The 22,819-nt window shown below is 38.6% G+C and carries 21 protein-coding genes, 1 pseudogene and 1 riboswitch; of the genes and pseudogenes, 2 read left to right on the forward strand and 20 right to left on the reverse strand.

Annotated features, from left to right (window positions below; translation table 11 throughout):
* The 8 genes from ABC371_RS23630 to ABC371_RS23665 all read right to left on the reverse strand — a co-directional run bounded on the left by ABC371_RS23630 (window position 1) and on the right by ABC371_RS23665 (window position 9,404).
* Window positions 1–1,029, reverse strand: a complete 1,029-nt coding sequence (locus tag ABC371_RS23630; protein WP_412899052.1) for a Gfo/Idh/MocA family protein — start codon at window positions 1,027–1,029, stop codon at window positions 1–3.
* Between the two features lie 23 nt (window positions 1,030–1,052).
* Window positions 1,053–1,778, reverse strand: coding sequence for a ThuA domain-containing protein (locus ABC371_RS23635; RefSeq protein ID WP_412899053.1), 726 nt, complete (start codon window positions 1,776–1,778; stop codon window positions 1,053–1,055).
* Window positions 1,779–1,798: 20 nt separating this feature from the next.
* Window positions 1,799–2,548, reverse strand: coding sequence for a response regulator transcription factor (locus ABC371_RS23640; RefSeq protein ID WP_412899054.1), 750 nt, complete (start codon window positions 2,546–2,548; stop codon window positions 1,799–1,801).
* A complete protein-coding gene (locus tag ABC371_RS23645) occupies window positions 2,529–4,340 on the reverse strand; it encodes a sensor histidine kinase (RefSeq protein WP_412899055.1) in 1,812 nt (603 codons plus the stop codon). The genes ABC371_RS23640 and ABC371_RS23645 overlap by 20 nt, the downstream gene beginning before the upstream one ends.
* Window positions 4,341–4,455: 115 nt before the next feature.
* Window positions 4,456–5,742 (reverse strand): ABC transporter substrate-binding protein, encoded by a 1,287-nt coding sequence (locus ABC371_RS23650; RefSeq protein WP_412899056.1) that lies wholly within the window; start codon window positions 5,740–5,742, stop codon window positions 4,456–4,458.
* A gap of 57 nt (window positions 5,743–5,799) precedes the next feature.
* Window positions 5,800–6,627, reverse strand: coding sequence for a carbohydrate ABC transporter permease (locus tag ABC371_RS23655; RefSeq protein WP_412899057.1), 828 nt, complete (start codon window positions 6,625–6,627; stop codon window positions 5,800–5,802).
* Window positions 6,627–7,568, reverse strand: coding sequence for a carbohydrate ABC transporter permease (locus ABC371_RS23660; protein WP_412899058.1), 942 nt, complete (start codon window positions 7,566–7,568; stop codon window positions 6,627–6,629). The genes ABC371_RS23655 and ABC371_RS23660 overlap by 1 nt, the downstream gene beginning before the upstream one ends.
* A 681-nt stretch (window positions 7,569–8,249) precedes the next feature.
* Window positions 8,250–9,404: a hypothetical protein gene (locus tag ABC371_RS23665; protein ID WP_412899059.1), complete on the reverse strand. Its 1,155-nt coding sequence runs from the start codon at window positions 9,402–9,404 to the stop codon at window positions 8,250–8,252.
* Window positions 9,405–9,620: 216 nt separating this feature from the next.
* On the opposite strand from ABC371_RS23665, the gene ABC371_RS23670 reads away from it, so the two are divergent.
* Window positions 9,621–10,037 (forward strand): HIT family protein, encoded by a 417-nt coding sequence (locus tag ABC371_RS23670; protein WP_412899060.1) that lies wholly within the window; start codon window positions 9,621–9,623, stop codon window positions 10,035–10,037.
* A gap of 100 nt (window positions 10,038–10,137) precedes the next feature.
* Window positions 10,138–10,320, forward strand: a pseudogene (locus ABC371_RS23675) (hypothetical protein); the annotation flags it as partial.
* A gap of 250 nt (window positions 10,321–10,570) precedes the next feature.
* Here the strand turns inward: ABC371_RS23675 and ABC371_RS23680 are convergent.
* The 12 genes from ABC371_RS23680 to ABC371_RS23735 form a co-directional block, all read right to left on the reverse strand.
* Window positions 10,571–11,770 carry an IS256 family transposase gene (locus ABC371_RS23680; RefSeq protein ID WP_412895298.1) on the reverse strand — a complete coding sequence of 400 codons (1,200 nt, stop codon included), beginning with the start codon at window positions 11,768–11,770 and terminating at the stop codon, window positions 10,571–10,573.
* A 512-nt stretch (window positions 11,771–12,282) separates the two neighbouring features.
* Complete coding sequence (locus ABC371_RS23685) at window positions 12,283–13,038, reverse strand: hypothetical protein (protein WP_412899061.1); 756 nt, start codon at window positions 13,036–13,038, stop codon at window positions 12,283–12,285.
* 48 nt (window positions 13,039–13,086) lie between these two features.
* Window positions 13,087–13,560 (reverse strand): Hsp20/alpha crystallin family protein, encoded by a 474-nt coding sequence (locus ABC371_RS23690; protein WP_412899062.1) that lies wholly within the window; start codon window positions 13,558–13,560, stop codon window positions 13,087–13,089.
* A gap of 150 nt (window positions 13,561–13,710) precedes the next feature.
* Window positions 13,711–14,220, reverse strand: a complete 510-nt coding sequence (locus ABC371_RS23695; RefSeq protein WP_412899063.1) for an Hsp20/alpha crystallin family protein — start codon at window positions 14,218–14,220, stop codon at window positions 13,711–13,713.
* A gap of 23 nt (window positions 14,221–14,243) precedes the next feature.
* A complete protein-coding gene (locus tag ABC371_RS23700; protein WP_116353807.1) occupies window positions 14,244–14,486 on the reverse strand; it encodes a spore germination protein in 243 nt (80 codons plus the stop codon).
* An 82-nt stretch (window positions 14,487–14,568) separates the two neighbouring features.
* Window positions 14,569–14,814: a spore germination protein gene (locus ABC371_RS23705; protein ID WP_412899064.1), complete on the reverse strand. Its 246-nt coding sequence runs from the start codon at window positions 14,812–14,814 to the stop codon at window positions 14,569–14,571.
* A 142-nt stretch (window positions 14,815–14,956) separates the two neighbouring features.
* Complete coding sequence (locus tag ABC371_RS23710) at window positions 14,957–16,228, reverse strand: cation:dicarboxylate symporter family transporter (RefSeq protein ID WP_412899065.1); 1,272 nt, start codon at window positions 16,226–16,228, stop codon at window positions 14,957–14,959.
* 118 nt (window positions 16,229–16,346) lie between these two features.
* Window positions 16,347–16,499, reverse strand: a riboswitch (cyclic di-AMP (ydaO/yuaA leader).
* A gap of 253 nt (window positions 16,500–16,752) precedes the next feature.
* Window positions 16,753–17,661 (reverse strand): dihydrodipicolinate synthase family protein, encoded by a 909-nt coding sequence (locus ABC371_RS23715; protein ID WP_412899066.1) that lies wholly within the window; start codon window positions 17,659–17,661, stop codon window positions 16,753–16,755.
* Between the two features lie 76 nt (window positions 17,662–17,737).
* Complete coding sequence (locus ABC371_RS23720; protein WP_412899067.1) at window positions 17,738–18,637, reverse strand: fumarylacetoacetate hydrolase family protein; 900 nt, start codon at window positions 18,635–18,637, stop codon at window positions 17,738–17,740.
* A 132-nt stretch (window positions 18,638–18,769) separates the two neighbouring features.
* Window positions 18,770–19,543, reverse strand: a complete 774-nt coding sequence (locus ABC371_RS23725; RefSeq protein ID WP_412899068.1) for an IclR family transcriptional regulator — start codon at window positions 19,541–19,543, stop codon at window positions 18,770–18,772.
* A 79-nt stretch (window positions 19,544–19,622) separates the two neighbouring features.
* On the reverse strand, window positions 19,623–20,567 hold the full coding sequence (locus ABC371_RS23730; protein ID WP_412899069.1) for a sugar kinase: 945 nt from the start codon (window positions 20,565–20,567) through the stop codon (window positions 19,623–19,625).
* Between the two features lie 29 nt (window positions 20,568–20,596).
* The gene (locus tag ABC371_RS23735; protein ID WP_412899070.1) at window positions 20,597–22,804 is read right to left on the reverse strand and encodes a dihydroxy-acid dehydratase domain-containing protein; all 2,208 of its coding nucleotides are present in this window, start codon (window positions 22,802–22,804) and stop codon (window positions 20,597–20,599) included.
* Between the last annotated feature and the right edge of the window lie 15 nt (window positions 22,805–22,819).

A 22,819-nucleotide genomic window follows, 5' to 3' on the forward strand; every position in this document is an offset into this window, starting at 1 on the left:
TCAATTGATCGTGATAATCTTGTTTGTCTCTTTTGATTCAAGTGCTGCTAATATAACCTGTAGTGATTTCATTCCTTCTTCCCCTGGTACAGGTGGAATCGTGTCGGAAACGATTGATTGAACAAAATGAGAAATAACGTGAGAAGTTGTTTGCCCACCCTCTTCATTTGTTTGAATGCCGCCTAATTCACATTTCACAACCTCACCATTTTTATATTGAATAACAAGATTATGAACAGGATCATCCTCTAAACGTAGAATCGCCTTTTCTCCATAAATAATCGTTGAGTTATCCTCCTTTGACACGTAGGACCAGCTCGCAGCCAATGTTCCGATAATGCCGGATTCTGTTCGTAAAATACAAACGGCTGTATCATCTACATCCGCGTTTTCCTTGGCACTAGTTTCAATAAATGCCCCCACCTCGACAAACTCTTCCCCTAACAAAAACCGTAGCAGGTCTGTTTTATGGACGCCAAGATCACCCATTGCGCCAATAAAGGCCTCGTTCTTCTTAAAAAACCAACTTTCCTTTCCGTCCACACTCCATCCTTCCGGTCCACCATGACCAAATGCGGTACGAAAACTATAAATCTTTCCTAATTCACCGTCTTCAATCAGCTTTCGAGCCTTTTGATGGGAAGCGACAAATCGCTGATTATGCCCAATCATCAGCTTCTTGTTTGATTTTTTCGCCGCTTCAATCATATTCATCGCTTCTTCGCTAGACGTAGCCATTGGCTTTTCACAAAGTACATGCTTTCCTGCTTCCAATGCAGCAATCGAGATAGGTGCATGCAAGTAGTTCGGAGTACAAACACTTACTGCTTCTATCTCTGGGTCTGCAAGTAGTTCTTCATAGTTTGTATAAGCTATGACACCATACTCACTTGCCACCTTTTGGACCCGTTCCTCGACAATATCACACACTGCCACAATCTCTACTTGCTCATTCATTGCATATTCAGGCAGATGACGGTGCTGGGCAATACTCCCACAACCAATCACAGCAATTTTTACTGTACTCATCCGTTTTTTCCTCCTCTATGTATTTATTTACTTGCTTTGATTTCTTCAAGTGGTTTGGCATTCCCATAAATAGGCTTTGGTAGCATTGTAGGTTTAGCCCATTTGACGGCATTGCGAATCACACGTTGAATGTCCTTATGATAGTAGGTTGGGTATGTTTCATGACCTGGTCGGAAGTAAAAAATTTTCCCTTTCCCTCTTTGATATGTACAGCCACTTCTAAATACTTCTCCACCTTCAAACCAACTCACCATTATCAGCTTGTCAGGTGCGGGAATATCAAAATGTTCCCCATACATTTCTTCTTTTTCAAGCTCGATATATTCACCCAGCCCTTCCACAATCGGATGACTTGGATCGACAATCCAAATTCGTTCTTTTTCATCCGCTTCTCGCCATTTTAAATCACAAGATGTTCCCATTAAGACTTTAAATATTTTTGAGAAGTGACCTGAATGAAGCACAATGAGCCCCATCCCATCAAGAACTCTTTGCTTTACCTTCTCAACAATCTCATCACTTACCTCATGATGGGCAAGATGCCCCCACCATACTAAAACATCTGTTTGTTCAAGAACATCATCTGTTAAACCGTGTTCCGGCTCATCTAGGGTGGCTGTTCGAACCTGGAATTTCTCCTCTTTTAAAAAGCCTGCAATCGCCCCATGAATACCTTCTGGGTAAACCTCCCGCACAATCGGATCCTTCTGCTCATGGCGATTTTCATTCCAAACCGTTACTTGTAGCATCGATACGTCCTCCAGTCTACTCATTTTACCTTCACTTTCCTATTTCGATATTCATTCGGTCTTACCCCAATTAACTTCTTAAATAGTTTGCTAAAGTATTTCTCATTCTGATAGCCCACCAAATTTGCAACTTCGTAGATCTTCAAATGTGGGTTCTCCAATAGTTCTTTTGCTTTTTCCATCCGAATTTTCATCACATAGTCGGTAATGGTATCGTCAAACTCTTGCTTGAATTTCCTTGAAATATATTCCCTACTAAAAAAGAAGCGATCTGCTATTTCTTGTAGATTGATTTCATTCTGATAATTTTGTCTTACGATTTCTTCAATCAAGTGGATGCCTGTTTTCTCATGTTGATAGTTATGTGTCGGAACCAATGTCTTTTGTTGAAGAGCTTCCTCCTTCCATTCGACAATAGCTTTTTCTAAAGTTTCATTAAGCACGTCCGGCTCAATCGGCTTTAATAAATAATCAAAGCTTTTATAAAAAATTGCATTCCTCATATACTCAAAGTCATCGTAACCGCTTACGACAATGGTTTTACTCAAAATCCCGGATGCGTGTATCCATTTCAAAAGACTGATTCCATCTTTTTTTGGCATTCTCATATCTGTAAAAATAATCGCAGGCTGATGCTCTGTAATTAGGTGTACAGCCTCTTCCCCATCTTTTGCCTCTAGAATCGTATCGATTCCGAATCTTTTCCAGTCTGCTAGTAAAAGAAGTCCGTCGCGCACATGCTTTTCATCATCAATAATGATCGCTTTCATAATCAGCACCTTTCACATCCATCGGAAGCCTCATCGTCACTAAAAGACCGCCTTCCTCATTATTTTGAAGTTGTAAAGTAGCTTGGTCATGATAATAAAGCTTTAATCTTGCATATACATTTTTGAGTCCAATATTGGTTCCCTCACCCATACTAGTTCCACTATGAAAATACGAATCGATTTCTTGGAGCCTTTCTTCAGAAACACCCGTTCCATTGTCTTTTACGGCAATGAATAGTTCTTTTTGTTCAATTGAACATGTTAGCGTAAGCTTACCAACTTTGGTCCGATCATCAAATCCATGCTTGAAATAGTTCTCAATGATCGGCTGCAGAATCATTTTCGGGACCTTCACATCTTGTGCATTTTCATCAACATCAATGATGAATTCGAATTGTTCTCCAAATCTTTCTTTCTGTAAAAGCAGAAACGCTTTTATATAATTTATTTCTTTAATCAGTGGAATTATGTCTTCTTCCATATTCATTCCGTATCTCATAATCTTCGAAAGCTGAGTAATCAACGAATATATTTGTGGGACATTGTTTTTTAACGCAAGTGTACCGATCGATTGAAGTGCATTGTATAAAAAATGCGGATTAATTTGTGATTGAAGTACACGTAATTGATTGGTTTTGTTTTCTATTTCAAGCTTGTATTCCTTATTTATGAGATGATTGATTTTTTCTATCATCTGTTTAAAGCGATTTCCTAACACTCCAATTTCATCCTCACCCAATGGTTGAAAATTCACATCCATGTTTCCTTCCTCAACCTGACGGATATTGTAGAGAAGGATTCGAATGGGAGACGTTATTTTAAATGAGACAAATAAAGTTGCCAGCACAACTAAGATTAATCCAATCACCCCAAACAAGATGTTGATAATCGCTACGTTATTCACACTTTCATAGAGAGTGGTATAAGGAATTCTTTTGACTAACACCCAGTTCCCAGCAATCTCTGGAAGCTTATTATAAACCATGACCCCATGAAAGGAATCATCACTCCATTCCATCGTCCCCTGCTCATCATTCGTTTGAACGATTGTCTCAATCCACGCTTTGTGATCTGCTTTTTTCCCTTGTGTAGATTGATAGATAAAGTCCCCTTCAGCTGAAACGATATAAAATTCCTCATTTTCTTTGTTATAAAGATTTTCACTTAATTCAATGATTTTATCTGGTGTAATTTCCAATGTGACAAAGGCAAGAACGTCATTAGATGGTGAATTAATAAAAGAACGGTGAATCGATAATACGGTTTTTGGCCGTTTAACATTTACAATATCGTCCAAATCATTTTGGATATGAATCGGTTCAATATACATATTCCCTAGGCTACTTTTTGCCTTTTCGAAGGCATCTTCGTTACTATTCTCTACCTTATTTGCAAATACGACCGCTGATTGCTTTGAAATGGAGATGATTCGGTCATCTTTTTCAAACGTAATATAGACCCGTTCAATATTTTCTTCCGCATATAAAATCGTTTGCAGAACATCCTTCACAGTATCCAAGATCTGATAATGCTTTTCCTTATGTGGAGACCTTAAAAAACTCACAATATCGGGATTATTATAGAGTGAGAGCGATAATCCATTGAGCTCTCGGATATAGCTTGAAAGATTTTCCTTCCCTTGATATAAGAGACTCTTATTCTCTTGAACGACTTGATCCTTCAACGATTCTTTAATATGAAAATATGTAATCGCAATAGACGTTCCAAACGGCACGATTGTAGTGAGTAGTAATAAAACAATTAGCCTATTTCGAATACTCTTTTTGAACAAAGGGCTCTCCCTCCTAAATATATACATTCTTAGTATAAAATAGAAAGCATATCTAGTATAGACATGCTTTCTATCAAGAAGGGAGTCATCACTGAATGACTTCTTTAGGATTTGATTACTTCAGGTTATCCCATGTCTCTTGGAAACGAGTTAGTAATTCATCGTAATTAATTTTTCCTGCGGCATATTCTTGAATGGCCGCTGCTTTTTCCATGTTTGCCCCATCTGGCCATCTGAACCATGTCCAAGGAATTGTTTTCTCTTCCTTAGAATATTCCAAGATTGATAGACCAAGATCACCTAATCCAGTCGGTTCGATATTATCAAATGCCGGGATAAACGCGAACTCTTCGGTAATAAAACGCTTACCAGTTTCGGATGACACCATCCAATTCAAGAAATCCTTAGCTTCTTGTAGATGCTTTGAATTTTTATTCAGTACCCAGTTATTCGGAACTCCTACTGGCAGACGATTCGCTGCCGCTTCATCATCGGTCATTGCAATTGGAAGGAAGCCCATATTGATCTCAGGATTAATTTCATAAATCATGTTTTCTGTCCAGTTTCCTTGTTGGAGCATAGCTGTTTCACCAGAACCAAATAACGTAACTTGCGTATTATAATCGGTTGTCAGTGGATTATCATTTGCATATTTTAATTCTAAATCTAATACATTCTTAAAATCTTTAAAATGCTGATTACCCACAATTTTTTCTGTTCCAGCATAAAGTCCTTCAATAAATTTCACCGGGTCATCCTGTTGTGCAAACGGAATATTAAGTAAGTGTTGACCGATTACCCACCATTCTCCATAACCAGCTGAGAAAGGAGTAATCCCTGCTGCTTCAAGTTTTTCAGCAGCTTCTTTTAGCTCTGAGAATGTTTTTGGAGCTTCTGTAATACCAGCTTTTTCAAATAAATCCTTGTTATACACAAATCCATACCCTTCTAAGTTAACAGGCATCCCATATAGCTTACCATCTGTATCTGTCATTGGAACTTTACCAATTGGTAACACATGCTCTACCCACGGCTCACCAGAAAGATCAGCTAAGCGTTCTTTCCAAAGCTCTAACTCCTTAAATCCACCATTGTTAAAAATATCTGGCTCATCGCCCGAAGCAAATTTCGCTTTTAATGCCGCACCATAGTCAGCACCACCACCAACAGTTTCAAGCTTAATCTTGATGTTTGGATGTTCTTTCTCATACTCATCAATCATCGCTTGGAGCTGATCGGCAATTTCAACCTTGAACTGCATCATGTTTAGCGTAACGGTCTCCCCATCGGATCCTCCTTTGCCCTTATCAGTACCTTCACTAGATGTTTTCTCCTTATCCGAACAAGCGCCAAGGATAGTTAAAAACAAAACCATTGTGAACAAAAGCAATTTGCGTTTCATTACCTTGTTTCCCCCTTTATCATTTGCATTTTTATATTATACAAAAACGTATAACCCTTATTTAATCGATCCTGAAGCAATTCCCTTAATAATATGTCTCTGTAAAAACAAGAAAAAGATGATGATTGGTGTGATCCCGAGAACGAGTGCTGCTAATCCCATATCCCATTGTTTTGTATACTGAGCAAAGAAAGAGCTTGTGGCTAAAGGTATCGTTCGTAGTTCTGCATCCGTTAAAACAAGGAGAGGCAGTAAGTAATCATTCCAAATCCATAAGGTGTTTAAAATAATCACCGTAACGGTAATGGGTTTTAATAATGGAAAAACAATTCGCCAAAAGACGCCAAACTGTGAACATCCATCTATTCTCGCTGATTCCTCAATTTCAATTGGTACCGTCTTCACAAATCCGTGAAAAAGAAATAAGGACAAAGGTACGCCAAACCCAAAATACATCATCACAATACCTGGAATACTATTAACGATTCCTAATATCCCGCCAAGCTTCATCAACGGAATCATGACAGATTGGAAGGGAATCACCATTGCTGCAACAAAAAAGATAAATAAGAAGCTACTAAGCTTTCCACCCGTTCTGACCAATTTCCATGCGGCCATCGAACTAATTACGACAATGCCAATATTACTGGCAACCGTAATAATCAATGAATTCCAAAACGCTCTCGGAAAATGAATGATGTCCCATACCTTCACAAAATTCGTAAATAAAATTTCCTTTGGCCATGCCGCTGCATCAATTAATATCTCAGAAAAAGCTTTCACAGAATTAATAAAGACAAAGTAAAATGGGATGAGAAAAATGAGCCCTAACACAATTCCGAATATCTCTAAAAGTAAGGTCCTCTTCGTGTATCTTTGGTTCATTACGCCTCAACCTCCTTTTTCTTCGTCATCACAACTTGAACAGTCGTAAAGACTGCCACGATCACAAAGAACAAGACCGCTTTAGCGGTACCTAAACCTAAATTATTATACTGAAAGGCTTCCCGATAAATATTAATAGCCACAGACTCTGTTGAGTTGAACGGTCCACCGTTCGTCAACGAGATATTAATGTCGAAAATCTTAAAGGCCATTGAGATTGTCAAAAAGAAACAAATCGTAAACGCAGGCAAGATTAACGGCATAATTATTTTAGTTAATACATTCCAATTCGAAGCCCCATCAATTCTAGCTGCCTCTACTAAAGATTGATCGACTCCTTGCAAAGCTGCGATATAAATGACCATCATATACCCAGCCGTTTGCCAAGCGAATACAATCACAATTCCCCAAAAGGCAGTAGCTTCATCACCTAACCATGCAAGGTTAAAAATCCCAATATCGGTATACTTTCCTACCGATGCGAACCCCTTCACAAAAATGAACTGCCAGATAAACCCGAGCAAAAGTCCGCCAATGACATTTGGCATAAAAAAGACCGTTCGTAAAATATTCCTCGTCTTTAGGGCCCCATTTAGCAATAACGCTAGCCCGAATCCTAACAAATTACTAATGATAACAGCTGCAAACATAAACCTTGTTGTAAACCAGAAGGAATTGAAAAACTTCGCATCGTTGGTAAATATCTTTTTATAGTTCTCAAATCCAACCCAGTCCACCGCTGCGCTAATTCCATTCCAGGATGTAAATGAATAATAGATCCCCATTAAAAATGGGATAATTTGAATGACCACAAAAAACAATAATGCAGGTCCAACAAAAGCAGCATAGGTTAACACGTTTTTCCATTTAATTTTTCGTTTGGCCCCGAGTTCTGGTTTTCGGCTCAGTTGTCCTTCATTTACTGCTGTCTTAGCCTCCATTTACACCACCCCCTTATTTTTGAAACCGTTTTCTTTTATTATAGCCGGTCGAAAATGAGAATACAGGAAACAATATTGACGGATAGGGGGTACTGAATTGACCTCGTTATGTCATTTGAGCTATTTTCTAAATTTCTCGATGTGAATCATGTGGAGATAAAACCGAGGAAACCATGAAATGGGCATTAGGGGGGCAGATGGGCAAAACAAGAAAGAGCTCCGGAAATCCACTAAGACACTCTCTTTTGAGGTACTCGTATATGAAAAACATATATAAAATCAACTATACCTTGATAAAATTGTCAAACAGTCATAAGGAAATTCTATTAATATTTTGAAGTAGCTACTCTTCAACTAAAGAAGCGGTTTAGTTCAATAAGAAATTATGCTGATATTCAGAAAAAGGGAGGGCAGGTGGTTGAAGCAATACTGTTTTTCATTTTATTTTTTAAAATATATGACTTAATTTTCACTTACTTTGTACCTTGGAATGAAATAACTGACTTATTTTCTCTACTAATTGTTTTCCCTCTTTTAATTGTTTTTTCAATTATATCAACCCAGAAAGCCTTCAATATTATTCAAGTAGAAAGAAAATGCCAGAGAAAAAATAGTATAAAGTCAAGGACAAACTATCCGTAATAAAACAAAAACGACAGGAAGCCCCGCCGCCGTTGTGATTTACAAGTATTTCAACATTTCTTTGATATTCGCTTCGTCAACTTTTAGAAACGAATCCAATTCGTCAACCTTATCTCCGTCCAAGTGTTCCGACACACCGAACGGTTGTCCCGTCCTGTTGACCACAACGTTGATATCGTTCAACAATTGCTCCATGTATTCAACTGCTTGGTGATATCGTTTACTTGCAGGCTTCCAATTTTTAACCACTTCACTTGGGGGTTGTTTATCCGTTTTTGTCGGGTCAATTTTAATGTGCTTCACCCGATTGTCGTGTTCGATTTGGATAACCGCCGCAAGCATTCGCAACTTGTGGAAATCTTTTTCAAGGTCAACGCCTTCAACCCGAATATGGTCGCCCACTACCGCAAGGATACCGTATGCCTTCATATAATAATCGTATTCAGGCGGATATCCCACTTGCATTAGTTTTTCGTCAGGTTCACCGTTCCAATGTTTTAACGTATTTGGGATATATTCCTTCACATTCAACGGGAAGTCGGGCTTCGTCAAATCCCCCTTTGTCGATACGTCCTTCCATTCCTTCGGACGGGATAATTCTCCAATAATGTCACGGAATACGTCCAATTTCGCCCACGAATTAAAATATCCTTCGGCGTCTCCATTTGCCCGTGCTTCGGTTATACCTTCAATAGTTTCGTCAATTAATCCATTAAACGCTACATTGTCCGACATTGATTTTACGGATGTTAAAATTGGAATATCCCGTTCAACTGATTGGTCAAGAAGATCTTGTGGATAGAAACCTTTTTCAAACGTTGTGTAATGAAGTAGTTCACTAGATGGAAGATTGAAACGAATTTTCTTTTGCAATGCTTCGTCTTCCTGTTGATATGCCAAAACCGCTGCCGTGACCGTTGGGTTGTTCTTCATAGATTCGAAACTTGGTTCTTCGTTCTTCTCGACTGTTTCAAGATATTTCCTTACTTTGTTGGACATTTCTTGCGTCAAGGGTGTATTCTTCGGATAATCTTCGATCATTTCATTGATTTCTTCCTGCGTTGGTGCACTCACTTTCACTTCCGATGGTGTTTCCGCTTTTGCTTCCGATGGTGCGTCAACGTGCGTGAATCCAACGACTAAACTTCCTCCGACAACAACCGCACCCAATACTAATAATGCTTTCGATTTCATTTTCTATACATTCCCCTTCTTTCATAATTTTTCCTTTTTTTAGTCTAACATAATTATTTTGCAACTTGGTAAATTTGTCATTTATTTTTTAGGTTAAAATAAGTGTTACTTTACTAACGGGTGCATTGTTCCAAGAAGGATTCATGCACCTTTTTGTTGAAGTTATTGTACTAACGGAACAGTTTAGTTCAAAAAGAATATATGGAGAGGTGTAGTATGGAGACTTGTATTTTTTGTGAGATAATCTGTAAAAACGAAGATGCTTATATAATTTATGAAGATGATTATATATGTTGTTTTTTAGACAAACACCCTATTAACAAGGGACATATATTAGTTGTTCCTAAAAAACATTATCAAGAATTTAGTGAAGTTGACAAAGACAGTTTGACACAAGTAATACTTGCATCTCAAAAGGTTGCTACTGCTCTTGAAAAAATATTAAACACAGACGGAATTACTTTAATGCAAAACAATGGGATATTTAAGGATGTTGAGCATTACCATATGCATATTATCCCACGGTTTGTGAACGATGGGTTTTCTTGGGTAGAACCAGAAATTGAGATTACCAAAGATGAATTTATTTCATTAAGTGCAAATTTAGAAAAAGTTCTAAATAGGAGTAGTTGAAGTAAGGGGTGCGTTGAACCAAGAAGGTTTGTGAAAGAGTGCATAATGAGATTTTTAACAAGTAAAAATATATAAAATCAAAATAAGGGAGGGCTTATCTTTGGAAATCGTGCGTATTTTACTACCTGTTGTAACCGTGGGTGTGATTGCTGTATTTGTAGTTATAAGAATGAAAGCTAAATATAAGAAAGGCACCCTGGGTAAGAAAAAATCAAAAAAAGCTCAAAATTTGTTGGATAGTTTAATTCCACTTGGCATGATAATTGGTTGTGCTGTGGGTCTGCGTAAAATCTTGTGTAAGTAATATTCAACAATCTTCGCAAGGCAAGAAATAATAGGTATGAAAAAATATAACCTGGCAATACTATAATTGCCTTTTACCATAAAACAGGATAGGGCAATGCAGAAGTGCAACCTGAGCGGTTTTATGGTTTTTACACTAAAACGGACGGACTTGATCTGTCCGTTATTTTTGTCCGTTTTAGGGAAAACAAATGCGTTAAACTTCAGGGGTTTGGGGACAGAGTCCCCAATTATGATGTTTGGTTCAATATCTCAAGCTGGCTCAAGATCATGTCCCAATTACGGTAACGCATCGTCCATTTTTTGGTAATGTTTTGAGATGCTAAATAAAGCATCTTTCTTAAACTATCATCATTAGGAAAAATAGACTTTGTTTTTGTCACTTTCCTAAATTGACGATGTAGTCCTTCGATAATATTCGTAGTATATATTATTCTCCTAATTTCTGGAGGATATGCAAAGAAGGTAGCTAAAATATCCCAATTTTCTTCCCATGATTTTACGGCAGATGGATACTCTTTACCCCATTTTTCTTTAAATTCTATGAGCCTTTCCATTCCCGATTCCTCGTTGATGGAAGTATAGATTAATTTTAAGTCAGCGACAAATTCTTTTAAATGTTTATAAGAAACGTATTTTGTACTTGAACGAATCTGGTGAATGATACAACGTTGAATACTAGCGAAAGGATACACAGCTTGAATGGCCTCTCTAAACCCTGTAAGCCCATCTACGCAGAAAAGATTAACTGTTTTAACGCCTCTCGTTTTCAAATCGTTCAACACACCTAACCAAAACTTACTACTTTCATTTCCACCAACCCAAATACCCAATATTTCCTTATATCCTTCATTGTTAATTCCCAAAACAACATAAGCTGCCTTCGAGACAATTTGGTGATTATCCCGAATTTTATAATGAATGGCATCCATAAAAATAAAAGGATAATAGGCTTCAAGTGGACGGCTCTGCCACTCATTTACTTGTGGCATAATCTTTTCACTAATCTTACTAACTAGCTCTGAGGAAATCTCAATATTATAGAGATCCTTGACTTGTTCCTTGATATCCCTTGTAGACATACCATGAGCGTAAAGGGAAAGAATCTTTTCTTCTAGTCCGTCCACATTTCTTTGGTATTTGTCCAAAATTTGCGGCTCATACGAGCCATTTCTGTCTCTAGGAACATTTACTTCAACTTCACCAAATTGTGTTTTTAGTTTCCGTTTTGTTGAACCATTTCGATAATTATTAGGTCCATCATTTCGACGTTGATGCTTTTCATAACCCAGTTGCTCATCAATTTCACATTGGAGCACTTCCTCCAATACATCGGAAAACATTTCTTTGATCGTTTCCATGATTTGATTGGTACTAGTGAATTTTTGTTCCTTTACAATTTCTCTGATTAATTCCTTTGGTAATTTCATGTAGAAAAAACCTCCTTGGCAAAAATTATTTATCCTAATTCTTGCCAAGGAGGATTGATTTGAAACCTATTTACACAACTTTTTCCGCACCGTCTGTGCTGTTGGAGTACTTATTAGCATTTTTTTCTCAATTTCCTTACTATCTACAGTAAGTTTGGGAGCAGAATAGGTTTATTATTTGGATATTTTGCTTATGAGATATACAGCAAAAAAGAAGAAAGTAATAAAATATCTTCTTTGTGATTTGATTATTCAACAAACGGGTAGCTTTTGTTTTAAAAAAATTGTAATAACCCCTTCAAGAGAACTGTCTTTTTTATTATCATATTATGCTCGTCAAATTCATTGCTCTTTATAATGTTTGTTATGATGTGAACCTTGTAATAAAACTCCATCAAATCAACAAAATAGCAAAGCGAATTCTTATGTGAATTCCTCTACTATTTTAGATGTTTTTATTTTAGCTGTTAAAATGGCTTAGAATTTCCCGGGGGACCTCTAAAGGTGCATAACTAGTCTTCTTCTATAATTATCTCAGTCCCCTCCTCGTTCATGTCGACTTTCATTCCACCGTTTTCCTCATCATGTGTGTCAGCCTGTTCAGCTGGTTCATCACTATTCTTTTCCTCGTTCTTTGCTTTTTTAAAATCATTCATGGTCGATAAAAAATCCTCCGCTAAGTCTGACGGGATGATTCCCGTTCCATATGTAGCTCCAACATTTAAGCTCCCACTTAAATCTTTTACTCCAAGGTGAGCGATATTATTGTTCAGTTCATATTTATCAATCAGCATTCGTTCAACCTTTATATCCTGATAAACAATAGGGAGATCGTTTGATTTCGTTTGACTTCCCAATGCTTCCTTGATTTCATGAAATTCCTTGAGGATCTGTTTATTTTCAGATTCACATTGTTGGATCCGTTCCTTTAGGCTAGTTATGTCATGGGTAAGGATATATAACTTTTCCTTCAGTTTGTCCATTTCGTGAAACCACTGAGCGTTCATTCTTTTTTCCAAAGTGGCAATGATTTTATCTTCAAGGTCATCAGGTATGCTAGGATACTTCTTTTCCTTCTTTCCCTTTGTTGCGGACTCTTCTAATGCATTCATGGTGGAAATGGCAAGAAAGTGGCTTTCCATTTTCAAGAACCGCTTCATTGTCACTTCCAGCGTATTGACTCTCTTAAATTCCATTTCAAGCGTTGCGATTCTCTTCTCTAAAGCCTCCTGGCCATTTGCCTTATGAAAATTTCTTTTAAAGGGCATTTTTATCATCACCACACTTTTTTCCATCAATTTATTTAGGATAAGCATCTATTCGATTATGACAAACTCCTCTGGCTCTATTTTTTTGTGATAGCTGATCACGAGGAGTCCATGATTAAATCTGGCTCTTATCGGATTGCCATCTGTTGGTTCTGGAAGCTCAATCGTGCGTTCGAATTCGCCATATACCCGCTCGTTTTTTAAGGCTGTTTCTGGTTGAAATGGCAATCTTGAAATTCCTTTTATGGTTAGTTTCGATCCAATGACTTTTAATTGAATGTCTCTTTTATCAATCCCGGGGATTTCGATCAAGATGACGATTTGAGAGTCTAGCATGAAGATATCTATTGGAGGATATTCCATTGATTCTGCCGAACGACTTGTTTGATGTTCATTTTGTTCTGCCTTCATGTCCTGCATAAATTTCCTTGCAGATTCCTTATCAAATACTTGGTTCCAAAAATCACCCGCTTGATATTTCTGGGCAACCTCCATCCACTGCTTAAGCTTTTCAAAATCCACGATGCTTCCCTCCCCTCGTAATTCATTGGATAAGCTAAATTGTTATTGCTTTCTACTATTAATCATATTGTTCGATTAGCGTTTCATTCCTGTGAATTCGCTACAGCATGCCTGTTTTGCGATTATCTAAGGAACAAGACGCCCATCCGCTCATTCAATGGGAGGGACGTCTATTTGTGTATATTGCATATCGGTTGCCTTAGGTAGTTTGATTTGAAGATATTCATCTTTATAGGTGGTAATAGCTCCTTTTTTCTTGACAATCTCAGGCAGGGCGAACACATGATAACTTTCTTCGTTCGGGTACCCCTCAATGATAATTTGGTTGGATGTATGAAAAATTTTTAAGTTCGGTAATTTTGACGGATCCTTTATTCTAAACTTCACATACACGTGATCAAGAGAATCAAATATCGAAGGAGTTAGTTCACTTTGTTCTTTTTGTTCGGGTAAAGAAATCTCTCCATCTTCACTCACCTGGTTCTCATGAAACGAACGATTTAAAACAGAAGCATTTTTTTGAAAGTAGTCCATGGAAGTTGACATTGATTTCGAAATGGACTCTTGAACAAATTTTTCTATACTCGAAGACTCTGTTGACTGTTTCATCAACTGCTGCATGATATCATTAAATGGAAAGAGGGATTTAAAGGGGAACATTTGATAACCTCCTTATACTCAAACTAAAATTGATTAGAAACAGGGAAAGATGGGTTGAAGATTTGGTCTTGATCTGTAACATCTGTATCTAAATAACCTTCTGCAATCCAAGATGAATTTGGTGAGATATCACCTAAAGAAAAGCTTAAACCTACATTTTTTGAATTGGCCGTGTGGCTATTATGAACCGTTCCCCCAATATCAAAATTCGCATTTTGACTCATATTATTTGTCTTTATATTAAAGATATTAATCATATAGGGCATCTTATTTAGTCCTTTCTCTTTGACATTATCCTTCATCTTATACGCATAAGCGTAAAGGAGTTCTTCTAAAAATGGTATATCATCAATCCTGAGCAACATTTTTCACAACTGCTGGGTTTCCAATATCTCCTTGATCATTAAAATCTGGGTCAATAAACACATTTTCCATCCCCGAAGTAGTTGGTGAAAGATCCCCATAGGATGAATTTTCCCCTTGGGACTTAGAATTTGCTGTGTGAGCATTATGAAAGGATTCACCAATATTCACTGAACCGTTATTCGAAATGCTATTGACTTTCATGCTATAAATATTGATATGAGTTGGCATATTGATTACCTCCCCCTTCATGTTCTTATATCTTATGCAATAGGCATGCAGGCTGTTATCCATAATTTGAAGTTGTTACTTTTGACGAAAAAAAATAAGCACATTTCCGTTCAACAGAAATGTGCTTACAAGACTAATATTTTTATGAAGCTTCAGCTGTTTCTCTCAAGGTTTCAACTTCAACAGGAGGGTTAAATTTCCCTTCCCATTTCGCCACAACGAGAGCTGCTAATGAATTACCTACCACGTTAACCGCAGTACGTCCCATATCAAGAATACGATCAATACCCGCAATAAATGCTAAACCTTCAGCAGGTAAACCAATTGTACTAAATGTCGCTAATAACACAACAAAGGAAACTCCAGGCACTCCTGCCATTCCTTTAGAAGTTACCATTAACACTAACATAAGCGTAATTTGTTGACCAATGCTTAGGTCAATTCCGTACATTTGAGCAATAAATAAAGAAGCTATCGCTTGATATAAAACAGATCCATCCAGATTAAAGGAATAACCTGTCGGAATAACGAAAGTCGCAATATGCTTTGGACTTCCTGCTTGCTCCATCTTGTCCATAATTTTCGGAAGGACGGTTTCCGAGCTTGCTGTTGAAAAGGCTAAGATGAGCTCTTCCTTGATCAATTTCAGTAATTTAAAAATACTGAACCCAACGAACTTAGCAAGTAAGCCTAAAACAACAATCACGAAGAAAATCATCGTTCCATAAACGGTAAGGGCTAGCTTACCTAATGGAATCAGGGATGTAAAACCATATTTCGAAATCGTTACCCCGATTAATGCAAATACACCGATTGGGGCATACTTCATAAATAAGTTCGTTACATAAAACATGGCATTGGCCATACCTTCAAAGAAACGCAATACTGGTTTTCCTTTTTCACCAATCGCAGCAATTCCTAAACCGAATACGACGGCAAAGAAAATAATCGCGAGCATGTCTCCTTCAACCATCGCTTGGATTGGATTCGTAGGAACAATGTGAAGCAGCGTATCGGTAATCGATTTTCCCTCTTGTTCCTCTGAGGTATGAACATAACCAGAAATATCACTTTGCTCTAGCTTGTCCATATTTAGACCAGAACCAGGCTGAAAAACATTGGCAGCAATCAGACCGACCGCGATCGCGACTAATGTCATCCCTATAAAATAAGTAAGAGACTTAGCGCCTAACTTTCCAACCGATTTTAAATCACCAACACCAGCAATCGCAACGATGATACTCGAAAGGACAATTGGCACTACAATCATTTTAATTAAACGGATAAAAAGATCACCGAACGGCTGTAAGATACTCTGTGCTGTTGCACTTCCGTAAAAAATCCCACCGACGATAATCCCTAAGACAAGACCGATAAAAATTTGAGTGGCTAAACTTAATTTAAACTTTTTCATAAATTACCTCACCTTCTTGATGTTTTTTATATAGCTGTATTGCTTAGGCAAGGGAAACAAATGAATACGATAATTCTCACAAAAAAACGGCAAATGCCGACTTACGATTCTATCGTTCTCGTTTCCACTAAATTGCTTACGAGGTTAGCTTTCAGGTTAGGACTATCGGAAACACTGAGCCCTTTCTTTATTAGAATTCACCTATAACGGAAATATCCGTGTAAATCATTGGGTCCCCCGCTCTTAAAATAAGATTAAGCACATATGAACTAAAAGAATTTTATCATTAAAATACTATATTAGTAAACTATTGTTTATTTCCAGTAAAAGTCTAAATCACACCTTCCACATACCATTTTAAAATCTTTTTCTGTTTAAACCTTTGCGCAAACACATTATTCTTAAATAATTATTCCCAAAATAAAGAAGGGAGCAGTCTCTAAATATTATAAGGACTACTACCCACTGGCGGAACGCTTCTTATTTATTTTTGCTTGTAAATTAATTTCGACGGTTCTTATGCATCAATTTAGATGTGTATTTATAAATGTTTCTACCTTTTGGTTTAATGTCGTTTCCTCTGCCAAGGCAGGTGGAAGATTGGCTGTTTTGTAACCAAGAATTGTTTGGTTTACCGTTTCTTTGATTGCTATGAAAAGCGGATCGCTAAGTTCATAAATGGACATAAAGGAATTTATCTTTTGATGATAAGTAAGTGCCTCTTGTAATTTCCCAGATTTAAAACAATTATATAGATTAACAGATTGTTCGGGAGCAAACACGGAGGTTCCATTAATCGACCCTGCTGCTCCAATTTGTAACGCTGGGAGAACTAAATCATCGAATGCTGCGAAAACAGCAAAATCCTCTCTCTTCTTTTTTGTCTCAAGAATAAGTTTTCTAATATGCCCAAGGCTATCAATCGTATCTTTAATACCCACAATATTCTCACGGTTTTCAGCAAGTCTTGCAATGAGTTGTGGTGACAGACTCTGACCTGTTAACATCGGGATATTATATATTAACACAGAAATATTCAAACTTTTGGACACACTAGTAAAATAATCATAAAGTTGATCCTCTGTAAATTTCCAATAGTACGGACTTACGACAAGGACCCCATCAGCACCGCATTCTTGGGCATGAAGGGACAATTCGATTGTATCCGCTAATGAAGAAGTCCCTGTACCAATCAAAACGGGTACCCGATTATTCACATACGGAATCATTTCAGCAATGAATTGCTTACGCATCTCAATGGATAAAGAAGAAAACTCTCCAGTACTACCCATATATAAGATCCCGTGTACCCCTTTATTAATGAGAAAATCCGTTAACTGTTTGTTCGCTTCCCAGTTAAAGTCTCCATCCTCATTAAATAAGGTGACAACCGGAGAGATTACCCCATGAAACTTACGTGATTCTCGTTCCACTTATTCATCCCCCTTTTCCGAAGTTATCATTGTAAAACTCTCCTCCACATCCCGTTGGAAGAGAACGCGAATCCAGTTACATGACTTTCTCACTAGGCACCTGAACTTTTACAGGATTAGCTAATACACCGATAGAGGAAATCTCAATTTCAATATGGTCCTTCTCTTTAAGAGTAAATTCGTTTGGCGGTACAATCGAGGTGCCTGTTAACAGAACTGTACCATCAAAAATTTCATTGTCTCGAACTAAGAATGAGACTAATTCTTCAAAACGTCGTTTTAACTGAGCTGTATTGGCAGTCCCCTCAACGACCAGTTGGTCACCTCTGAAAATTCGGCAGATAAGCTGAAAATTATACGGGTCTTCTACCGTTTCCGCAAGGCGAATAGCTGGTCCAATAGCACATGAATGTTTCCATATCTTAGCTTGTGGTAAATAAAGGGGGTTATCACCCTCGATGTCCCTGCAACTCATATCATTACCAATTGTATATCCAACAATCCGACCATCTTTTGTGATGACAACACCCACCTCAGGCTCAGGAATTTGCCAGTTGGAATCATTTCGTAAGTATACGGGAGTATTCGGCCCAATAGTTCTGGCTGCAGTTGATTTTAAAAATAACTCAGGTCGCTCAGCATCATAGACTTTGTCATAACAGGTTTGTTCGTCGTTTTTTCCATTTGTAGTTTCATAGTTTCTTGCATCCCTACTTTTCTCATAGGTCACTCCAGAAGCCCATACCTCTGGGGCAACAATCGGAACTAGTAATTCTAATTCGTCTAGCCTCTCTTTAATTGGTTCAGTCCCGGCTATAGAGTTTTCAATCAGTTTAAGGGCTGTAACCCCAGTAGATTCCGCTTGATTCACCAATTCCATAAAATCCGAATGAGGCAAAGAATAAATGTCTCCCTGATCTGTTAACGCACCTAGCACCACAGCTGAATGATTATTTACAAAACGAATGATTCTCATGTAAAACCCTCCTGTTTTATAATATAAAACTAAGTTTTGTTATTTAAACAAAAAAATGACTCCACATCACGATGCAACATGTTGAATAAGGGCCAAGGATTTTTATGTTTTAGGTCATAAAAATCCTTGACGCTATTTGATCGGTAAATGCATTTCATATCCTAATTCTCTAGATATTTTCATCGCAGCTTCTTTTAGCATCTCAACCGTCCGCTGCAGTTTTTCTTGGTCGATACTTGCAGAATGCTGAGACATACTCATCGCCGCTACAACTGTTCCAGTATGATCCCAGATTGGAACTGCAACGCAGGTGATTCCTGGTTCATTTTCTTCTTTATCCATCGAATAGCCGTTTTCCCTTACGTTTTCAAGTTCAGCCAAAAACAGTGTTTCATCTGTGATTGTATTAGGCGTCTGCTGAACGTATTCATAATCTTTAAGGATTTCTTGAAGTTCATTACTAGATTTATTTGCAATAAGCGATTTTCCGACCGCACTGCTGTGCAACGGTATCCTTCTTCCAATTCTTGAGTACAGTACTGTCGCGGAGGGACCTTCTACCTTATCAATATAAATCCCTTCTTTGCCATCACGAATAACAAGATGGACTGTATTTCCCGACTTTACCGACAACTCGATTAAATACTTTTTGGCAATCGTACGAAGGTCAAGTCTTCGAATGACAACATTACCACGCTCGAATAGTTTCATTCCAAGTCGGTATTTACCGTTTTCAGGATTTTGCTCAATATATCCTCTTTGCCTTAATGTCTGTAATAAAGAGTGTACTGTACTTTTATGAAGTTGCATTTTTTCACTAATTTCAGTGATTTTCATTTCCTGTTCGTATTCATCGAATAAATCGAGGATACGGAGGGCACGATCTACTGATTGAATGATAAGCATTATTCTCACCCTTCTAAAGTCCTATATATATGAATACATTTTACCATAATAAGTAGATTAGTAATATGTATTCTTGGTGTTAACGAAGCACTTCCGTATCCCTTCTATCCTGACGAATTTGTGACCAAAACGGGTACCCTTCCACATCGCCTGCAGTAGTCAGGGCAAATGCTCCCACCCTATTTCCAAGGCGTACCGCTTCTTCCAATGACCATCCTCGTAAGAGTCCAGACAGAAAGCCAGCAGCAAACCCATCTCCTGCACCAATTGGATCAACGATTCTAGTTATGGTATAACCTGGAACAAATCCTTCAGCTGCTTTCGTTGCATAATAAGCACCTTTATCACCTAACTTTACCACAACTGTTTCTACACCTTTTTCCAAAAAACAGGCGGCAATATCCGTTGGTTGTTTCTTTCCCGTTAATATTGTTCCTTCTTCAAGTCCAGGAAGAACGATATCAGATTGAACGGCGATGTCGTTCAAAATCCCGTGCGCCTCTTCTTTGCTCCAAAGCTTCAGACGGATATTCGGGTCAAAGACTACCTTCACTCCATTCTTTTTCGCCAATGAAATGGCATGCATTACGGTTTGCCTGCAAGAAGAGCTTAATGCAGGAGTAATGCCGGTTAAATGAAGGTACGTCGCCGTTTTTATTTGCTCTTCATTTAAATCTGCTGGAACCATCCTGCTGGCAGCAGAGCCTTTCCGGTAATATAAAATATTCGGTTCCTGCATAGGTCGCATTTCCTTAAAAAATACCGCGGTAGGGTTATTTTCGTCAAAAACAACACCCGAAGTATCAACGCCTTCTCCTCTAATAAAGTTTCGAATGTAAATGCCAAACTCATCCATTCCAAGTCTTCCCGTCCATCCCACTTGATGACCGAGTCTTGAAAGAGCGATTGCGACATTCGATTCTGCTCCCCCAATTGTCTTTTGAAAACTGCTATTAAACCGTAAGGGGCCTGGTGTTATTGGGGTAAACAAAACCATTGTTTCACCAAATGTAATGACATCCATTCATTAGCCCCCTATTCTCCCGATTGAATTCAATGTTTTTTTTCTGAAAGATTGGTTGAGTAAGCAGCCAAATCCACCTTATAGTCGTATACAGCATCTTCTGCCACCTCGAACGGAACAACACCATTGGCTGCATCCGTATGTCCCGCCATCCGATTGCTTGCGGCGATAAGACGCTGGCGTTGACGAATCGTTTTTAGTCTTATTTCACCCAGCTCTTTCCTAGCCTCTTTAGCAGTATCAAACTGAAATACAAGATTTCCATTTTGGAATTCTTCTTCATCTAAATAATCAATTCTTTTGTTACGAAGCTGTAGATAAAGCACATCCCCTGTCTTTAAGTAAAGAATTCCTCCACCATTCTTCGCTTCTGGAGTCATGTGCCCAATCGCAGCACCGTAGGTTACTCCAGAATAGCGGCCATCACTGATTAACGTTGCTACTCTTTTCAGCTTTCGGTTCGCGTTGATATGTTGCATTGGGGTAAACATTTCTGGCATTCCGAATGCTTCCGGCCCCTGACCGGACACAATCACGGAAATTTTCAAAGCACCTTCAGCAACCATCAAGTCAAATAGCTCATCATACTCCAAATTCATACCGTTTTTAAACAAATCAGGTGCATTGTGTTTGAGCATTGCCTTCATCGTTAAATAGTCAAAACTTCTGTTCTGCTTTAATTTTTCTAATAAATTTTCTTCCAACAATCTTTCATTGGCGCTATGTTCATTATCATAGAAAAGGACAAATGACGCCTTGTGATCAAAATTATCGAGTTGTGCTGTCGTCATTCCGCTTATCTTAACCACAGCACTTTCAAAAAAGTTCCCTGTTAACACGTCTACTCCGCTGAATGACCTTCTTGGTTTTGAGAGAATAATAGGATTATCCTTTACTCCAGTTGCCGGTAAACCTTGTTTTTTCGAGAGCCGCTCTCTCCATGTTGTCCCTGTCACTGTCGGTGCATCTATATCCATTGGGACGCCATTTTCAATCAACTCATAGATAAGTGTTTCCATCCCTTTAATCTGACCACTACAGCATTGCATCGCAAGTGCAAAAATGTCTCTGCCCTCTGTCAGGCTATAGTTAAACAAATCTGGAATAGGAACCTCATGATGGATTTGGTCATAATCCCACAGGTTAAATTTATAACCGCCGTACACCATCGCAGCAACGATATGCATCATCAAATTGGTGGAGCCCCCTGATGCGCTGTGAATTCTGATCGCATTTCTAATATTGGCAGCCATAATGCTTGAAGTTCCAAAAGCTGGATCATTTATCATCCCTGCAAGTGAATCCACTGCTTCATTTACCTCTACCTGTGTTGGCGGAGCTGTCAGTTGCTCAACTGCAGGATGTACGAGCCCCATACCCGCTACTAGGTGGCGGGAGCTGTTTCCTGTTCCGTTAAAGGCACAGACACCACCCTGACCATCACAAGTTGCGACAGCCAATTTCTTTTCGTAAAGCTCATGCTGATCCTTCGTAATGATGCCCCGCTCCCGAGCGCGCTCAAGTACGCCTTGGAACGCTGTATTTGAGGAGCATTGTAAAATATACGAAAGTGCGTCACGTAAGTCAAAAGCAATGTCCTCGGCCCCTTTCGCTTCTGCAAGGAGTGCTACTTCTTCAAGCTCAGAAAAGAGCGCACTTGGGATCGTTCCTCCCTTCAGAACATGAGCAGGAGCAAAAGTAGCAAAAAAAGGTGCCTCATGTCGGAATTTGCGAACTCGATCTAAATGTGCCAAGGCACTTACGACACCAAGAGGCTGTTTGTCACAGCCCTGAATCACGAATGCCCCGTGATAGCTGTGCGCTTCCAGCTGGTTCACAACCATTTGCGCAACTGCATTCCGGCTTTGTAAGGAATAGCTCATACCCTGGTTACTCTGTGCGGTGCCATCACACATGACAGGAGTCGCAAATTGAAAAGGGACGCCTCCGTTCTGCCAAATCCGGACGGCTGCCCTTGCAATCGTTTGGAAGTCCATGATATGGGCTGGATGATCCTGTGAACCTCCAATAATCGCAATCCTTGGAGCATTATGATGAAGCCGGTCATAAATCGCTTCTAACGACCAATCGGGCTGGTACCCTTTCAATTCTGCTTGGAGGATTTGTTTGGACCGGTCCAACAATCCCGCGACGCAAATTGGTTCATTTGCTTTACCTTGAACATTATCCCGATATGGGTTAACTGTATTCTCAATATAAGGGAATTTCAATGACATCAAATCTACCTCCTT

This window comes from Bacillus jepli (genome assembly GCF_047238305.1).
Classification (GTDB): domain Bacteria; phylum Bacillota; class Bacilli; order Bacillales; family Bacillaceae_L; genus Ferdinandcohnia.

Bases quoted from the DNA above. Each gene is read 5' to 3' on its own strand.
- ABC371_RS23665 (WP_412899059.1), bottom strand. From the start codon at position 9,404: ATGAAATCGAAAGCATTATTAGTATTGGGTGCGGTTGTTGTCGGAGGA.
- ABC371_RS23705 (WP_412899064.1), bottom strand. From the start codon at position 14,814: ATGCCAACTCATATCAATATTTATAGCATGAAAGTCAATAGCATTTCG.
- ABC371_RS23725 (WP_412899068.1), bottom strand. From the start codon at position 19,543: ATGCTTATCATTCAATCAGTAGATCGTGCCCTCCGTATCCTCGATTTA.
- ABC371_RS23695 (WP_412899063.1), bottom strand. From the start codon at position 14,220: ATGTTCCCCTTTAAATCCCTCTTTCCATTTAATGATATCATGCAGCAG.
- ABC371_RS23680 (WP_412895298.1), bottom strand. From the start codon at position 11,770: ATGAAATTACCAAAGGAATTAATCAGAGAAATTGTAAAGGAACAAAAA.
- ABC371_RS23710 (WP_412899065.1), bottom strand. From the start codon at position 16,228: ATGAAAAAGTTTAAATTAAGTTTAGCCACTCAAATTTTTATCGGTCTT.
- ABC371_RS23640 (WP_412899054.1), bottom strand. From the start codon at position 2,548: ATGAAAGCGATCATTATTGATGATGAAAAGCATGTGCGCGACGGACTT.
- ABC371_RS23660 (WP_412899058.1), bottom strand. From the start codon at position 7,568: ATGGAGGCTAAGACAGCAGTAAATGAAGGACAACTGAGCCGAAAACCA.
- ABC371_RS23630 (WP_412899052.1), bottom strand. From the start codon at position 1,029: ATGAGTACAGTAAAAATTGCTGTGATTGGTTGTGGGAGTATTGCCCAG.
- ABC371_RS23735 (WP_412899070.1), bottom strand. From the start codon at position 22,804: ATGTCATTGAAATTCCCTTATATTGAGAATACAGTTAACCCATATCGG.
- ABC371_RS23730 (WP_412899069.1), bottom strand. From the start codon at position 20,567: ATGGATGTCATTACATTTGGTGAAACAATGGTTTTGTTTACCCCAATA.
- ABC371_RS23670 (WP_412899060.1), top strand. From the start codon at position 9,621: ATGGAGACTTGTATTTTTTGTGAGATAATCTGTAAAAACGAAGATGCT.
- ABC371_RS23685 (WP_412899061.1), bottom strand. From the start codon at position 13,038: ATGCCCTTTAAAAGAAATTTTCATAAGGCAAATGGCCAGGAGGCTTTA.
- ABC371_RS23655 (WP_412899057.1), bottom strand. From the start codon at position 6,627: ATGAACCAAAGATACACGAAGAGGACCTTACTTTTAGAGATATTCGGA.
- ABC371_RS23650 (WP_412899056.1), bottom strand. From the start codon at position 5,742: ATGAAACGCAAATTGCTTTTGTTCACAATGGTTTTGTTTTTAACTATC.
- ABC371_RS23700 (WP_116353807.1), bottom strand. From the start codon at position 14,486: ATGCCCTATATGATTAATATCTTTAATATAAAGACAAATAATATGAGT.
- ABC371_RS23720 (WP_412899067.1), bottom strand. From the start codon at position 18,637: ATGAGAATCATTCGTTTTGTAAATAATCATTCAGCTGTGGTGCTAGGT.
- ABC371_RS23635 (WP_412899053.1), bottom strand. From the start codon at position 1,778: ATGCTACAAGTAACGGTTTGGAATGAAAATCGCCATGAGCAGAAGGAT.